Raw genomic sequence first — 16,496 nt, 5'->3', positions numbered from 1 at the left:
GGAGCGCAGGTAAAGGCGGGTGTCCACTTGTGGGCTGAATCTGTAACCGACGTGGGCGGCAATGCCTTTACTGCTGCCCTTGGTGTGATCCTGAAAGCCATCCGTATTGGCGTCGGTCAACGACACGTAGTAGTCGAGATCACCCAATACCTGCCCGGAGCTGATCTGACGTTTTTGATAGCCATAACTGCCTGCTTCGTAGCGCACCTGCAATGGAGCTGCATCGTAGCCAGTATGGGTTACGTAATTGATCGAACCGCCCAGGGCCAAAGCGCCTGTTTCAAAACCATTGGCACCGCGCAATACCTCAGCGCGACTTAACCACAACGGCTCGAATAGCTCGTAAGGGGTGCCACCGGGGCCGGTCAATGGCAGGCCGTCAAACAGCACGTATAGACCCGAGCCGTGAGCGCCAGGTGCGCGATTGATACCTGAGCCGCGAACCGAAACCTTGGTGCCTTCATTACCACCCGATTGTGCATATACACCGGGTTGATACGCCAGCACATCACTGTTAGTGGCGACGCGGCCATTCTCGACGCGGTTCATGTCGATCAGATTGCTGGCGCCAGGCACCTGCTTGAGTGCTTCCTGAGCGGCTTGCAGCTCGCTGTTTTCTTCGCTGCGCACCTGAACCTCACCCAGCTCCAGCGGGCCAGCATAGGCGGGGGCGGCGCAGACGAGCGCCAAGGGCAGCAATGAGGAGAGGGCAGGTCGCATTAACAGACATTCCAAGGCGATGGGCGGGCGGCGCGCCAGCCTATACAAGCCGAGAATGACTCGCAACGTGCGAGCGTAACAAATTAAATGGGGGGCACTGATAGGCCATGTACCCACCCTGAATTGAGACAGCGATGAAGGCGCGCTTACCGAACGATCAGGCTGGCAGATAGTGGGTAAGCAGCAGACAGCCGCTGCTTGAAGGTCACGGTTGTTCTTAAGGTGATGCAGGCTTTTACTCAGCAGTTAAATACCGGGGCGTAGCGCTCCTCACGTTTTTTAAAGTGAATCGGTGCCATGAGTACTTTTTCATCGTTCACGAATATATCCGGGAAGGTGAGGGTAAAGTCATCCATGTCGCCCTTGCCCAGTGGCGTTCCCTTGCGGCTGCTGCTGGTTTGTTCTTTTGGATCGAAGCCGGTCTTTAGTTGCTCGATGCTGACTTCATAGGTTTCACCCGTCGCCAACGTGACGCTGACCATGGGGGATGCGGCACTCACCCAAAGAGGCGGGTTGCTTTGTTGGTAGGCGACTCGGCGTTGATCAGGGGTGCTCAGGTTGCGCAAGCGAGAGGGGGGATATAGTCGTCCAAACAGGCGAAGCTCGGTATCAACTGAACGCTGGTTTTCTGGCCAGCTTGATGTCCCCGGTGGCGCCACATAAACCAAGACATGTACCCCATCGAGTTCTTCCGAGAGGGGCGCAAAGCTCATGGCTGCTTTAGGGCCTGGGCAGGTGCGCTCAAGTAAGGCGTTTTTCCCCGTCGCGGACTCCGGGTACAAATAGGGCCCGGTGCTACATCCTGCGAGCAATGCAACGAGCGGGTATAAAACGTATTTGTTCATTGAGGCCAACTCCATTTGTTGACGCAGGACTATGCCATGTCTGCGCATGTATCTCATTAGTTGTGTGCCGGTCCGGGGGCGACTGTGCAAAACCTGCGTGAAGGCATCCTGGTTTAGCGGGGTCTTTGAGATCAAGCGTCGTGCACGGTGCGCAGTTACAGCACAGTCGAGGTGCAACAAAAAACCCCGTGAGGGCTGGGCCTTCACGGGGTTTTGGGTATGGCTGATTAATGCTTAACCCAGCAGGTACAGCGTTGCGTGTTGTACCAGTTCCAGCATCGGTTGTGGGTAAACGCCCAACACGAATACCAGAATCGAAACCGCCAGCAGCATCACACCACCTGCCTTTTGCTCCCAGTTCAGCGGAGCGTCGTGGCGATGCAGTTTTGGCTCGACTAGGTACAGAGTCACCATCACACGCAGGTAGTAGAACACGCCAATGGCGCTACCCAAGATCAAGGACCCAACCAACCACCATTGCTGAGCCTCAACGCCGGTCGCGATGATGTAGAACTTACCGATAAAGCCAGCTGTCAGCGGGATACCTGCCAGCGACAGCATCATCACGGTCAATACGGCGGTCAGGTACGGACGACGCCAGAACAGGCCGCGGTACTCGTACAGGGCGTCTGCATCACGGCCCTTATACGGCGACGACATCAGCGTGATCACGCCGAACGCACCCAAGCTGGTAAGTACGTAAGTGATCAGGTACACGCCAATCGCTTCAACCGCCATGCCTTTGCTCGCAATCAGAGCAATCAGCAGGTAACCAAAGTGAGCAATGGACGAGAAACCCAACAGACGCTTGAGGTTGTTTTGGGTCAGGGCCAGCAGGTTACCGAACAGGATCGACGCAATCGCGATCACCGTCAGTACGTCGCTCATCACACCGGTCGTTGCCGCCGGGGAGATTTGGAACAAACGCACGATTACCGCAAATACAGCCACTTTGGAGGCGGTTGCCAAGAAGGCAGCCACAGGCGCTGGAGCACCTTCGTACACGTCTGGCGTCCAGAGGTGGAAAGGCACCAACGACAGCTTGAATGCCAGACCGACCAACATCATGCCCAGACCCAGCTGTGCAAGGGCGCTCGGTGCGCCGGTCGAGGCCAATGCTTGGCCAATACCGCTGAAGCTCAAACTACCGGCTTCGGCGTACAGCAGGGCCATACCGAATAGCAAGAACGCAGAGCCTGCGGCCGACAGCACCATGTACTTGATGCCAGCTTCCAGTGAACGCTTATTAAAGAAGGCGTAAGCCACCAAGCCGTACACCGGCACCGAGAGCAACTCCAGACCGATAAACAAGCCAGCCAAGTGTTGTGCGCTCACCAGCACGATACCGCCGGTCGCAGCCAGCAGGATCAGCAGGTAAAGCTCTTCACGGTTGCCCGGATAACCCGTGCCGCCTTCGCCCAAGTAAGCATGAGCCAACGTGACGCAGGCCAAGGTCGAAACGAGGATCAGGCCGATGTACAGATAAGCAAAGTTATCCATCATCAACAGCGGTGTGACAGCCAGCGGAGCCACTTTTAACGCTGGGAAAATCGACAACAGGGCCAGGTTAAGACCCGCCACCGAAAGCAGGAAGGTCTGTGAGTGATTGCGGCGCCACGCGATTGCCAGCATCACCACCACAACGGTGAGGCTGGTAATCAGCAGTGGAGCAAGCGCGATAAAGTGTTGGATCGTAAATTCCATAGCGCTCTTACCGGGCCGAAGCGAGTTGAGTGAAGGCGGTGCCGAGCCATTGCTGCACGCCATGCATGGTCGCAGCAGAGGTATCGAGGAACGGTTGTGGGTACACGCCGATGAAAATCAGCAGTACCGCCAGACCGAGCACCATGATCAGTTCACGAGCATCCATGCCGGCCAGTACAGCGTCCGACTTGGAAGGGCCAAAATAGGCGCGGTGAATCATGATCAGCGAGTAAACCGAGCCAAACACCAGACCGGTTGTTGCAATCGCCGTGACCCAAGGGAAGCTGGCGAACGAGCCCATCAGAATCAGGAACTCACCGACAAAGTTACCAGTGCCCGGCAAGCCCAGCGACGCGGCAGCGAAGAACAGGCTAATAGCTGGCAGATAAGCGATTTTGGACCACAAACCCCCCATCTCACGCATGTCACGGGTGTGCAGACGCTCATACAACTGACCACTGAGGATAAACAGCGCCGCCGCCGAAACACCGTGTGCCAGCATCTGGATAACCGCACCTTGCAACGCCAGCAGGCTGCCGGAGTAGATGCCGATCAGCACGAAGCCCATGTGGGAAACGCTAGAGAAGGCAATCAGACGCTTGATGTCGGTTTGTGCGAAGGCCAAGAAGGCACCGTAGAAAATCCCGATCAGACCCAAGGTCATGGCAATCGGCGCAAATTCGGCCGAGGCATTCGGGAACAGCGGCAAGGCGAAACGCAGCAAACCATAAGCAGCAGTCTTGAGCAGGATACCGGCCAAGTCGACCGAACCTGCGGTCGGTGCCTGAGCGTGAGCGTCCGGCAGCCAAGAGTGGAACGGCACAACCGGCAGTTTCACCGCAAAGGCAATGAAGAAGCCCAACATCAGGATGTACTCAGTGGTGAGTGACATCTTGGTTTTAAGCAGCTCGGCGTAGCTGAAGGTCAGCACCCCGGTTTCATTGAAGTTGACCAGTACCAGACCGAGGATCGCCACCAGCATGATCAGGCCGGAAGCCTGAGTGAAGATGAAGAACTTGGTCGCGGCATAGATGCGGGTTTTCTTGCCGTCGGAGGAGCTGTGACCCCAGAGCGCGATGAGGAAGTACATCGGCACTAGCATCATTTCCCAGAAGAAGAAGAACATGAACAGGTCGATGGCGAGGAACACACCCACTACACCGCCCAGGATCCACATCAGGTTCAGGTGGAAGAAGCCCACGTGACGCTGAATTTCTTTCCAGGAACACAGTACCGACAGCACACCTAGCAAGCCGGTCAGCAGAATCATCAGCAGCGACAGGCCGTCTAGCGCCAAGTGCACGCTAATGCCGAAGCGCTCGATCCAAGTGTGCTGGAACTCAAGCGCCCACGCCGGAGCTGCGCCGGGGTTGGGTGCCAGGTGGTAGTCCCCGTGTGCCCATAGCCAAAGGCCGAGGGCAAGTTCGAGGGACATGGTCAGCAACGCAATCCAGCGTGGCAGGGTAGGGCCGAAGCGCTCACCCAGCCAGCACAGCAGGCCGCCGATAAAGGGGATCAGGATTAGCCAAGGCAGAATCATGACGGGCTCAATTCCTTTCGCAATGTCGAAGGTTCATATCAGACCGCTACCAGTACGATGGCGCCCATGATCAATACAGCACCGGCGGCCATGGAAGCAGCGTACCAGCGCAGTTGTCCGGTTTCGCTGCGGCTCAAGGCGTTATGCCCTGCCTTGGCCATCTGCGGGATCAAACCAATGGTCTGGTCCAGCGGATCTTTGCGCAGCAAGCGGCAGATCAACAGGTACGGTTTGACGAACAGTTTGTCGTACAACCAATCAAAGCCCCAGGCAGCGAACCACCAGGCCGAGAGGAAGCGACCGATGCCGCTGTTGGCGACAGCGGTGACGAAACGACGCTTGCCCAAGTACAGCAGGGCCGCGAGCAAGATACCGGCCAAGGCGATAGCACCCGAGGCGATTTCTAGGCTGTGCTTGGCTTCGCCGCCCGCATGACCCACGCTTTGTGGCAATACACCTGCCAGTGGCGGAGTGATCAGGGCGCCGATAAAGGTCGACAGTACGATCAGAATGCTCAGTGGCAGCCAGTAAGAAACGCCGTGGCCTGCGTGGGCTTCAGTCTTGGCTTCACCGTGGAAGGTCACGAAGATCAGACGGAAGGTGTACAGCGAGGTCATGAACGCACCGACCAGGCCGGCATACAGCAAGCCGCTGTTACCGCTGGCGAAGGCTTCCCAAAGAATTTCGTCCTTGGAGTAGAAGCCCGCGGTCAGCAGTGGCAAGGCAGACAGGGCCGCGCCACCGACGATGAAGCTGGCGTACGCCAGTGGCAGTTTTTTCCACAGACCGCCCATTTTGAAGATGTTTTGCTCATGGTGGCAGGCAACAATCACCGCACCGGAAGCAAGGAACAGCAGCGCTTTGAAGAAGGCGTGGGTCATCAGGTGGAAGATCGCGCCGTCCCAAGCACCTACGCCCAACGCCAAGAACATGTAGCCGATTTGGCTCATGGTCGAGTAGGCGAGGATACGTTTGATGTCGGTTTGTACCAGCGCGGCGAAACCTGCCAGTACCAGCGTCACACCGCCAACAATGCCGACCAGATGCAGGACTTCAGGCGCCAAGGTGAACAGACCGTGGGTCCGTGCGATCAGGTAGACACCAGCGGTCACCATGGTGGCTGCGTGGATCAGTGCTGAAACCGGAGTCGGGCCAGCCATCGCGTCTGCCAACCAGGTTTGCAGTGGCAGTTGCGCCGATTTACCCACCGCGCCGCCCAGCAGCATGAGGGTTGCCAGAACGATCCAGAAATCACCGGCCTGGAATTTCTGCGGTGCCAACACCAGCAGTTCTTGAATGTTCAGCGTGCCCAACTGTTGGAACAGGATGAACAGGCCAATGGCCAAGAACACGTCACCGATACGGGTCACGATAAAGGCTTTGAGTGCCGCGTCGCCGTTTTTACGGTTGCTGTAGTAGAAACCGATCAACAGGTACGAGCACAGGCCCACGCCTTCCCAGCCGAAGTACACGAACAACAGGTTATCGGCCAAGATCAGGAACAGCATGCTGGCGATAAACAGGTTGGTGTAGGAGAAGAAGCGCGAGTAGCCGTCTTCACCGCGCATGTACCAAGAGGCAAACACGTGGATCAAAAAGCCCACACCGACGACGACACCCAGCATGGTCACCGACAGGCCGTCGAGGTAGAGGGAGAAGGAAGGCTTGAACTCGCCCACCGACATCCACTGCCACAGCACTTGTGTGTAGTGACCGCCTTCAGGCGGCGCAACGTTGAATTGCCAGATCACATACGCGGCAACAATGGCCGAGAGGCCAATGGAGCCAACGCCGATCAGCGCTGAGAGGTTTTCGCTGAAGCGTCCACGGGAGAACGACAACAGCAAAAAGCCGATCAGGGGGAATACGAAAGTCAGAAAGAGAAGGTTCATCCGCGCATCTCACTGGCAGCATCAATATCAAGCGTGTGGAAGCGGCGATACAGTTGCAGCAGGATCGCCAGACCAATACTGGCCTCAGCGGCTGCGAGGGTGATCACCAGGATGAACATCACTTGTCCATCCGGCTGCCCCCAACGTGCACCGGCAACGATGAACGCCAGTGCAGCGGCGTTCATCATGATTTCCAGACTCATCAATACGAAGAGAATGTTACGGCGAACCATCAGCCCAACCAGACCGAGGCAGAACAATACGCCTGCTACCGCAAGCCCGTGTTCCAAAGGTATTCCAGGCATCTTATTGCTCCTTCGCCTCGTTGCGGCCCAAGTGGAACGCCGTCACAGCCGCAGCAAGCAGCAGCATCGAGGCGAGTTCGACCACCAGCAGATACGGGCCGAACAGGCTAATGCCCACGGCTTTTGCATCCACGGTGGTTTGACCGATAGCCGCGCCGCTCTGCTGTGCAAACAGCACGTACAGCAGCTCGGCCAGCAGCAGTGCCGACAGAATGCTCGGGCCGACCCAGATACCGGGCTTGAGCCAGTGACGTTCTTGCGTCACCGAGGCTGGGCCTTGGTTGAGCATCATCACCACAAACACGAACAGCACCATGATGGCGCCGGCGTAGGCGATCACTTCAAGCACACCGGCAAACGGTGCACCCAAGCTAAAGAAGGTCATCGCTACAGCAATCAGCGAAATAATTAGGTAGAGCAGGGCGTGCACAGGGTTGGTGTTGGTGATCACGCGCAACGTGGACACAACAGCGACACCCGATGCGAAATAGAAAGCGAATTCCATCGTTCTTCCTTAAGGCAGCAAGCTCTTCACGTTGATTGGCTCGGCTTCGTTCTGGGCAGCACCTTTCGGTTTGCCTTCTACAGCCATACCCGCAACACGATAGAAGTTGTAATCAGGGTTCTTTCCGGGGCCGGAGATCAGCAGATCTTCTTTCTCGTAGACCAGATCCTGACGTTTGAACTCGGCCATTTCGAAATCCGGTGTCAACTGGATCGCGGTGGTCGGGCAGGCTTCCTCACACAGACCGCAAAAAATGCAGCGTGAGAAGTTGATACGGAAAAACTCTGGATACCAACGGCCATCTTCGGTTTCGGCTTTTTGCAGCGAGATGCAACCCACCGGGCACGCCACAGCGCACAAGTTACAGGCTACACAACGCTCTTCGCCGTCCGGGTCGCGGGTCAGGACAATTCGGCCACGGTAGCGCGGTGGCAGATAGACCGGTTCTTCCGGGTATTGCAGCGTGTCACGCTTACGGAAGGCATGGCCAAAAACCATCACCAGGCTGCGAAGCTGGGTGTAGGTGCCATGCACGATGTCAAACAAGTACTTGAACATGGGTCTCTATCCTCACTGAACCGCGGCTGCAGGCGTGTTCATCAACACGATGGCAGCGGTTACCAGCAAATTGATCAGGGTCAGCGGCAGGCAGAATTTCCAGCTGAAGTCCATCACTTGGTCATACCGTGGGCGCGGAATAGAGGCGCGCAACAGGATGAAGATCATGATGAAAAACGCGGTCTTCAGGGCAAACCAGATAAACGGAATCTGCGGCAGGATGCCGAAAGGCCCGTGCCAGCCACCGAAGAACAAAGTCACCAGCAACGCCGAGATCAATACGATCCCGATGTACTCACCCACGAAGAACATGCCCCATTTCATGCCGGCGTATTCAATGTGGTAGCCATCGGCCAGTTCCTGCTCGGCTTCTGGCTGGTCGAAGGGGTGACGGTGAGTCACAGCGACGCCAGCGATGAAGAAGGTCAGGAAACCGAAGATCTGCGGAATGATGAACCACAGGTTCTGTGCTTGGTATTCAACGATGTCGCGCATGTTGAACGAGCCAACCTGCACCACAATACCCATCAGCGACAGGCCCATGAACACTTCGTACGACACGGTCTGTGCCGAAGCACGCAAGGCGCCGAGCAATGCGAATTTGTTGTTACTGGACCAGCCAGCGAACAGCACCGCGTACACCGACAGACCCGCCATGGCGAAGAAGAACAGGATGCCGATGTTCAGATCCGCCACGCCCCAGGTCGGGGTGATCGGGATAATCGCGAAGGCGATCAACAGGGCGCTCATGGCCACAACCGGCGCCAGGGTGAAGATCATCTTGTCGGCGAATGGAGGCGTCCAGTCTTCCTTGAAGAACATCTTGACCATGTCGGCGGCAATCTGGAACGCGCCGAACGGGCCGACGCGGTTCGGACCGTAACGGTCTTGCCAGAGGGCGAGCAGACGACGCTCGACCCAGCTCAACAGCGCGCCGCACACCACAACGGCAAGCAGGATCACGATGGCTTTTACCACCGTGATGATCACGTCGATCACTTCAGGCGTAAACCAGCTCATTGGGCTGCCTCCTGCAAACCGTCAACGGTAAGGCCAAAGATCGCTGGCGGAATACCTGGCAAACCGGCTGGCAATGCCACCAGACCTGCCCCCAGCTCTTCGTTGATACGCAGCGGCAGACGCAAGGTCAGACCTGCAACGTTCAAGCTCAGCAGCGCGCCATCATTGACGCCCAAGCGATCGGCTTCGGACTTGGCCAGTGCCACATAAGCGGCAGGGATGCGTTCTTGCACCGGTGCGGCTTTGGAAGAGTTCTCTTCGCTGCCCAGCAGGTGATAGAAGGGTACGACCTGCCAAGTGCCGTGTGGGAATGTGTTCCAGGCTCGTGGCGAGGTCCAGCCCGGCGACCACGCAAATGGCACTTGCTTACGCGGTTCAACCGAGCCCGAATAACCTTCCATCGAGAACGCGAATGCGGTGTCCGGGTCTTGTGGAATACGTGGCTCGTGCACACTGATGTTGGCGCGCATGGCTGTCCGGCCGCTGTAACGCAGCGGTTCGCGTGCCAGTTTCAAGCCTTTGATACGGAACGCTGCGGACGGCGCAGCATCAACGATCTGGGCCAGAGCTGGGGTGCTGTTTGCAGTGGCCTGAGTCACGTGATCGAGCAGTGTCCAGTCAACGGGTTTGTCCAGCAATGTGCTGCGCAGGGCGTGCAGCCAGCGCCAACCTTCGTGGATCAAAATGCTCGAGTCCAAGTAGCGCGGCTCGTATACCTGGAAGAAGCGTTGGGCGCGGCCTTCTTGGCTGACCAACGTACCGTCGCCTTCAGCGAAGCTGGCGGCTGGCAGTACCAGATCTGCACGTTCAGTAGTTGCGGTCTGCTGATGGTCGGCAACAATGACTACTTTGGCGGCGTCCAGTGCGGCATTCACCTTAATCGCGTCCACGCGAGTGAACAGATCGTTTTCCAGCACCACGATAGCGTCGGCTTTACCGTCGATTACAGCTTGCAGTGCGGCATCGACCGAATCACCGCCGAGCATAGCAAGGCCAAGGCTGTTGGCTTCGGGGACGACCAAACTAATGGAGCCGGCTTTTTCTCGAAGGTGCAAGGCTTTGGCGATGTTGCCTGCGGCTTCGATCAAGGCTTTGGAGCCCAGCGAAGTACCGGCAACGATCAATGGGCGTTTAGCCGCAAGCAGGGCGTCAGCGATACGTTGGGCCAGTTCAAGGGCTTCAGCGTCCAGGCCGGAAACGGCCGGTGCGCTGGCGTCAAGGGCGTGAGCCACCGCGAAACCGATCCGTGCCAGGTCGTCTGGAGAGGCGTGCACGCATTCTTCGGCAACGTCATCGAGCTTGGTTTCAGCCAGGCTGGCGATAAACAGAGGGTTCAGCGCGTGCTGACCGATGTTCTTCACCGCGGCGTCGAGCCAAGGTTGTACGCGCATGGCATCGGCCATGTCTTCGGCCTTGCCTTTGACCGACTGACGCAGCGACAGCGCCATACGGGCGGCGGTCTGAGTCAGGTCTTCGCCAAGCACGAATACCGCGTCGTGATCTTCGATGTCACGCAGGTTCGGGACGGGCAGCGGGCTGTCTTTAAGCACTTGAAGTACAAGGCGGATGCGCTCCAGCTCACTGGCTTCAATGCCAGAGTAGAAGTGCTCGGCGCCTACCAGCTCAAGCAGCGCGTAGTTGCTTTCGAGGCTGGCGCGTGGCGAACCGATACCGACAATATTGCGGCCGCGCAACAGCTCGGCGGCTTTGTCCAGTGCAGCGTCCAGGCCCAGCTTGGTACCGTCGGCCAGCAGCGGCTGACGTGGACGATCGGTGCGGTTGACATAGCCATAACCGAAACGGCCACGGTCACACAGGAAGTACTGGTTTACCGAGCCGTTGAAACGGTTCTCGATGCGGCGCAGTTCGCCATAGCGCTCACCGGGGCTGATGTTGCAGCCGCTGGAGCAACCGTGGCAGATGCTTGGGGCAAACTGCATGTCCCACTTACGGTTGTAGCGCTCGGAGTGCGTTTTGTCGGTGAACACGCCGGTCGGGCAAACCTCGGTGAGGTTGCCGGAAAACTCGCTTTCGAGCACGCCGTCTTCAACGCGACCGAAGTACACGTTGTCGTGAGCGCCGAATACGCCCAGGTCGGTGCCGCCAGCGTAGTCTTTGTAGTAACGAACGCAGCGATAGCAGGCGATGCAGCGGTTCATCTCGTGAGCGATGAACGGACCGAGTTCCTGGTTCTGGTGAGTGCGCTTGGTGAAGCGATAGCGGCGTTCGTTGTGACCGGTCATTACGGTCATATCTTGCAGGTGGCAATGACCGCCTTCTTCGCACACGGGGCAGTCGTGCGGGTGGTTAGTCATCAGCCATTCGACGACGCTGGCGCGAAATACTTTCGCTTCTTCGTCTTCGATGGAAATCCAGCTTCCGTCGCTGGCTGGCGTCATGCAGGACATAACGATACGACCACGGGTGTCGTTCTCGTCGGTGTACTGTTTGACTGCGCACTGGCGGCAGGCGCCAACGCTGCCTAGGGCAGGGTGCCAGCAGAAATACGGAATATCGAGTCCTAGCGACAAACAAGCCTGTAACAGGTTGTCTGCCCCATCGACTTCGAGCTCTTTGCCGTCTACGTGGATAGTGGCCATGGTTCAAAGGTCTTCGTTGGCCCGGTGTCAGCGGGCGTGGCTAATGGAATCTTGTTATGCGTTCGAATCAACACAGCCTTTACGGCGTCATCGAACGATCAAAGGGTGGCACGGACCACCCTTATGCAAAGCGTTACGCGCCGACTACGATCGGGCGTGCCAGAGGCACAGCACCCGGTTTTGCAGCAGCAATACCGGCTTCGAACTCGGGACGGAAATACTTAATCGCGCTGCCCAATGGCTCCACGGCGCCCGGTGCGTGAGCACAGAATGTCTTGCCTGGGCCGAGGAAACCGACCAGGCCCAACAGCGTCTCAATGTCGCCGGGCTGACCTTCGCCTTTCTCGATGGCCATCAAGAGCTTAACGCTCCATGGCAATCCATCGCGGCAAGGCGTGCAGAAACCGCACGACTCACGGGCAAAGAACTGCTCCATATTGCGCAGCAAGGACACCATGTTGACGCTGTCATCCACTGCCATGGCGAGGCCCGTACCCATACGGGTGCCGACTTTGCCAATGCCGCCTGCGTACATTTGTGCGTCCAGGTGCTCAGGGAGCAAGAAGCCAGTACCGGCGCCGCCTGGCTGCCAGCACTTGAGCTTGAAGCCGTCGCGCATGCCACCCGCGTAGTCTTCGAACAGCTCGCGAGCGGTGATGCCGAAAGGTAGCTCCCACAGGCCAGGGTTCTTCACTTTGCCGGAGAAGCCCATCAGCTTAGTGCCGTGGTCTTCGCTGCCTTCGCGAGCGAGGGATTTGTACCAGTCAACGCCGTTGCCAATGATTGCCGGCACGTTGCACAGGGTTTCAACGTTGTTAACACAGGTCGGCTTGCCCCAGACGCCCACAGCGGCCGGAAATGGCGGCTTGGAACGTGGGTTGGCGCGGCGGCCTTCGAGAGAGTTGATCAGTGCGGTTTCTTCACCGCAGATATAACGCCCGGCGCCAGTGTGTACGAACAGCTCGAAGTCAAAGCCCGAACCGAGGATGTTCTTGCCCAGCAGGCCCGCTGCCTTGGCTTCTTCGACCGCGCGACGCAGGTGCACGGCGGCAGTGGTGTATTCACCACGCAGGAAGATGTAACCACGGTAGGTTTTTAGTGCACGGGCACTGATTAGCATGCCTTCGATCAGCAGATGGGGCAGTTGCTCCATCAGCATGCGGTCTTTCCAGGTGTTGGGTTCCATTTCATCGGCGTTACACAGCAGGTAACGGATGTTCATGGACTCGTCTTTAGGCATCAGCCCCCACTTAACACCAGTGGGGAAGCCTGCACCACCACGACCCTTGAGGCCCGCGTCTTTGACGGTCTGGACGATATCGTCCTGAGCCATGTCTGCGAACGCTTTACGCGCAGCCGCGTAGCCGTCTTTGGCTTGATACTCGTCGAGCCATACCGGCTCGCCGTCATCACGCAGACGCCAGGTCAGGGGGTGTGTCTCTGCCGAGCGCGCGATGCGGTTGGCAGGGCCGAAAGAAGTCAGGGTCATGGGTAGCCCTCCAACAACGTGGCGACGCCAGCAGGCTGTACGTCACCGAATGTGTCGTCGTCGATCATCAACGCCGGCGCCTTGTCGCAGTTGCCTAGGCAGCACACCGGCAGCAGCGTGAAGCGGCCGTCTGCGGTAGTTTGACCAAGGCCGATGCCCAGTTTGCTCTGGATCTCGCTGACCACAGACTCATGACCGCCGATGTAGCAGACCATGCTGTCGCAGACGCGAATGATGTGACGGCCAACCGGCTGCCGGAAGATCTGGCTGTAGAACGTGGCCACACCTTCAACGTCGCTGGCAGGGATGCCCAGCAGTTCGCCGATGGCATAGACCGCGCCATCTGGCACCCAGCCGCGTTCCTTCTGAACGATCTTCAGAGCTTCGATCGACGCTGCGCGTGGATCTTCGTAGTGATGCATCTCGTGCTCGATGGCCGAGCGCTCGGTTTCGCTCAGGGCGAAACGGTCTGTCTGGATAAGCGTGCTGTTCATGCTTAGCGGTCCACGTCGGCCATAACGAAATCGATACTTCCCAGGTACGCAATCAAGTCCGCGACCATTTCACCTTTGATCACCGAAGGGATCTGCTGCAAATGGGCGAAGCTTGGGGTGCGAATCCGGGTGCGGTAGCTCATGGTGCCGCCATCGCTCGTCAGGTAGTAACTGTTGATGCCCTTGGTCGCTTCGATCATTTGGAAGGATTCGTTGGCCGGCATCACCGGGCCCCACGAAACTTGCAGGAAGTGCGTGATCAAGGTTTCGATGTGCTGCAACGTGCGCTCTTTAGGCGGCGGCGTGGTCAGCGGGTGATCCGCCTTGTACGGGCCAGCTGGCATGTTGCGCATGCACTGCTCGATAATTTTTAGGCTCTGGCGCATTTCTTCGACACGCACAATGCAGCGGTCGTAGGCATCGCCATTGGCCGCCAAGGGGACTTCGAACTCGAAGTTTTCGTAGCCGGAGTAAGGGCGCGCTTTACGCAGATCGAAGTCGCAGCCAGTGGAACGCAGGCCAGCACCGGTGACGCCCCATTCCAGGGCTTCTTTGGTGTTGTACTGAGCAACGCCGATGGTACGACCACGCAGGATACTGTTATCTAGCGCGGCTTTTTGGTATTCGTCTAGACGCTTAGGCATCCACTCGACGAACTCCTTGACCAGACGTTCCCAGCCATTTGGCAGGTCGTGGGCTACGCCGCCGATGCGGTACCAGGCCGGGTGCAGACGGAAACCGGTAATGGCTTCGATCACTTTGTAAGCGCGCTGACGGTCGGTGAAGGTGAAGAACACCGGAGTCATGGCGCCCACGTCCTGGATGTAAGTTCCCAAGAACAGCAGGTGGCTGGTGATACGGAAGAACTCGGCCATCATGATGCGGATGGTGTCGACCCGATCCGGTACTTTGATCCCGGCGAGTTTCTCAACCGAGAGCACGTAGGGCAGGTTGTTCATCACGCCGCCGAGGTAGTCGATACGGTCGGTGTACGGGATGAAACTGTGCCAAGACTGGCGCTCGGCCATTTTCTCGGCACCGCGGTGGTGGTAACCGATGTCGGGCACGCAGTCGACGATTTCTTCGCCGTCTAGTTGCAAGATGATGCGGAAGGCACCGTGAGCCGAAGGGTGGTTCGGGCCCAGGTTGAGGAACATGTAGTCCTCGTTTTCGCCGGAACGTTTCATGCCCCAGTCTTCAGGACGGAAACGTGCGGCTTCCTCTTCGAGCTGAACCTTAGCCAAGGTCAGGCTGTACGGATCGAACTCTGTCGCACGCGCCGGGAAATCTTTGCGCAGCGGGTGACCTTCCCACGTCGGCGGCATCATGATGCGCGACAAGTGTGGGTGGCCTTTGAAGTCGATACCGAACATGTCCCACACTTCACGCTCGTACCAGCTGGCGTTTGGCCAGATGCCAGTCACCGTCGGCAAGCTCAGGTCGCTTTCAGACAGTGCCACTTTGATCATCACGTCGCTATTACGCTCAAGCGACATCAAGTGATAGAACACAGTGAAATCTGCACCGGCTGGCAGCCCTTGACGCTTGGTACGCAGACGTTCGTCTACACCATGCAAGTCATAGAGCATGACGTAAGGTTTAGGCAGGTTGCGCAGGAAGGTCAGGACTTCAACCAGTTTTGCGCGGGTAACCCAAAGCACCGGCATGCCGGTGCGTGTGGCCTGGGCGGTAAATGCCTCAGGGCCAAAGCGGGTATTGAGTTCGACAACCACATCTTGGTCGTCAGCCTTATAAGGCGGGATGTACAGAGCGGAGCCTGTAGTCATGGTTTTTTTATCGCTTTCGGTCAACGTAAAGAATGAAGCCAGGGGGCGTTCTATTTAAAGAAGCGGCGCTGGATCAGACTTCGTCGGGGCTGCGCAGGTTAGTGACCTGAATACGCTGTTCGCGGCGCTGTTCCTTTTGGGACGGCATCTCGGCGCGGTACACGCCTTGTTCACCGACAACCCAGGAAAGTGGGCGACGCTCCTGGCCAATCGACTCTTGCAAGAGCATTAAGCCTTGCAGAAAAGCCTCTGGGCGGGGTGGGCAGCCTGGCACGTAAACGTCCACGGGCAGGAACTTATCGACCCCTTGAACCACGGAGTAGATGTCGTACATGCCGCCGGAGTTGGCGCAAGAACCCATGGAAATAACCCATTTAGGCTCAAGCATTTGCTCATAGAGACGCTGAATGATCGGCGCCATCTTGATGAAGCAGGTACCGGCAATAACCATGAAATCCGCTTGACGCGGCGATGCCCGGATCACTTCGGCGCCAAAGCGCGCGATGTCGTGGGGCGCCGTGAAGGCGGTAGTCATCTCCACGTAGCAGCACGACAGGCCGAAGTTATACGGCCACAGGGAGTTTTTACGCCCCCAGTTGACGGTATTGCTCAGCACGTCTTCAAGCTTGCCCATGAAGATATTCTTGTGGACTTGATCTTCTAACGGATCGGAAACGGTTTCCCGTTTGCCGATCGGGTACTGCTCGTTAGGAGCATCTGGGTCGATCCTGGTGAGTTCGTATTGCATTGCCAAAGCCTCATTGTTTCAGCTTGGCCTGCCGCTTACGACGAGCTTCTGGTGCCCAATCAAGAGCACCCACCCGAAATAGGTAGACAAGGCCTGCCAACAGAATTGCTATGAAAACGAGAGCTTCGACGAATCCGGTCCAGCCGCTTTCGCGAACAGACACAGACCATGCAAAGAGAAAGAGGGCTTCAATATCGAAGATCACGAATAGCATCGCGACCAGATAGAATTTGGCTGAGAGCCGTAAGCGGGCGCCACCTGTAGGTAACATGCCGGACTCAAACGGTTC

General features: G+C 57.6%; 15 protein-coding genes. All 15 read right to left on the bottom strand.

The features are described 5' to 3' along the window. Positions 1 to 720, bottom strand: a 720-nt coding sequence (locus AQS70_RS22715) for a TonB-dependent receptor plug domain-containing protein (RefSeq protein WP_156355263.1), incomplete at its 3' end; no start/stop codon positions are given. A gap of 239 nt (positions 721 to 959) precedes the next feature. After that, on the bottom strand, positions 960 to 1,565 hold the full coding sequence (locus tag AQS70_RS22710) for a hypothetical protein (RefSeq protein WP_055104985.1): 606 nt from the start codon (positions 1,563 to 1,565) through the stop codon (positions 960 to 962). Positions 1,566 to 1,799: 234 nt separating this feature from the next. Beyond that, positions 1,800 to 3,269, bottom strand: coding sequence for an NADH-quinone oxidoreductase subunit NuoN (gene nuoN / locus AQS70_RS22705; protein ID WP_055104984.1), 1,470 nt, complete (start codon positions 3,267 to 3,269; stop codon positions 1,800 to 1,802). Positions 3,270 to 3,276: 7 nt separating this feature from the next. Further along, positions 3,277 to 4,809 carry an NADH-quinone oxidoreductase subunit M gene (nuoM, locus tag AQS70_RS22700; protein ID WP_055104983.1) on the bottom strand — a complete coding sequence of 511 codons (1,533 nt, stop codon included), beginning with the start codon at positions 4,807 to 4,809 and terminating at the stop codon, positions 3,277 to 3,279. A gap of 38 nt (positions 4,810 to 4,847) precedes the next feature. Continuing rightward, on the bottom strand, positions 4,848 to 6,701 hold the full coding sequence (gene nuoL, locus AQS70_RS22695; RefSeq protein WP_055104982.1) for an NADH-quinone oxidoreductase subunit L: 1,854 nt from the start codon (positions 6,699 to 6,701) through the stop codon (positions 4,848 to 4,850). Then, on the bottom strand, positions 6,698 to 7,006 hold the full coding sequence (gene nuoK, locus AQS70_RS22690; protein WP_055104981.1) for an NADH-quinone oxidoreductase subunit NuoK: 309 nt from the start codon (positions 7,004 to 7,006) through the stop codon (positions 6,698 to 6,700). The genes nuoL and nuoK overlap by 4 nt, the downstream gene beginning before the upstream one ends. Position 7,007: 1 nt before the next feature. Next, positions 7,008 to 7,511 (bottom strand): NADH-quinone oxidoreductase subunit J, encoded by a 504-nt coding sequence (gene nuoJ / locus AQS70_RS22685; RefSeq protein ID WP_055104980.1) that lies wholly within the window; start codon positions 7,509 to 7,511, stop codon positions 7,008 to 7,010. Between the two features lie 9 nt (positions 7,512 to 7,520). Next, positions 7,521 to 8,069: an NADH-quinone oxidoreductase subunit NuoI gene (gene nuoI, locus AQS70_RS22680; RefSeq protein ID WP_016780194.1), complete on the bottom strand. Its 549-nt coding sequence runs from the start codon at positions 8,067 to 8,069 to the stop codon at positions 7,521 to 7,523. 12 nt (positions 8,070 to 8,081) lie between these two features. After that, on the bottom strand, positions 8,082 to 9,089 hold the full coding sequence (gene nuoH, locus AQS70_RS22675; protein WP_055104979.1) for an NADH-quinone oxidoreductase subunit NuoH: 1,008 nt from the start codon (positions 9,087 to 9,089) through the stop codon (positions 8,082 to 8,084). Next, positions 9,086 to 11,689 (bottom strand): NADH-quinone oxidoreductase subunit NuoG, encoded by a 2,604-nt coding sequence (gene nuoG / locus AQS70_RS22670; protein ID WP_055104978.1) that lies wholly within the window; start codon positions 11,687 to 11,689, stop codon positions 9,086 to 9,088. The genes nuoH and nuoG overlap by 4 nt, the downstream gene beginning before the upstream one ends. A 133-nt stretch (positions 11,690 to 11,822) precedes the next feature. Then, a complete protein-coding gene (gene nuoF, locus AQS70_RS22665) occupies positions 11,823 to 13,178 on the bottom strand; it encodes an NADH-quinone oxidoreductase subunit NuoF (RefSeq protein ID WP_055104977.1) in 1,356 nt (451 codons plus the stop codon). Further along, positions 13,175 to 13,672, bottom strand: a complete 498-nt coding sequence (nuoE, locus tag AQS70_RS22660) for an NADH-quinone oxidoreductase subunit NuoE (RefSeq protein ID WP_055104976.1) — start codon at positions 13,670 to 13,672, stop codon at positions 13,175 to 13,177. The genes nuoF and nuoE overlap by 4 nt, the downstream gene beginning before the upstream one ends. A gap of 2 nt (positions 13,673 to 13,674) precedes the next feature. Beyond that, positions 13,675 to 15,459: an NADH-quinone oxidoreductase subunit C/D gene (gene nuoC / locus AQS70_RS22655; RefSeq protein WP_055104986.1), complete on the bottom strand. Its 1,785-nt coding sequence runs from the start codon at positions 15,457 to 15,459 to the stop codon at positions 13,675 to 13,677. 73 nt (positions 15,460 to 15,532) lie between these two features. Then, positions 15,533 to 16,207: a NuoB/complex I 20 kDa subunit family protein gene (locus AQS70_RS22650; protein ID WP_055104975.1), complete on the bottom strand. Its 675-nt coding sequence runs from the start codon at positions 16,205 to 16,207 to the stop codon at positions 15,533 to 15,535. A gap of 10 nt (positions 16,208 to 16,217) precedes the next feature. After that, a partial coding sequence (ndhC, locus tag AQS70_RS22645; RefSeq protein WP_055104974.1) for an NADH-quinone oxidoreductase subunit A occupies positions 16,218 to 16,496 on the bottom strand: 279 nt, incomplete at its 5' end.

It is taken from the genome of Pseudomonas endophytica, assembly GCF_001411475.1.
Taxonomy (GTDB): Bacteria; Pseudomonadota; Gammaproteobacteria; order Pseudomonadales; family Pseudomonadaceae; genus Aquipseudomonas; species Aquipseudomonas endophytica.
This window is presented reverse-complemented; position numbering and strand designations above follow the sequence as displayed.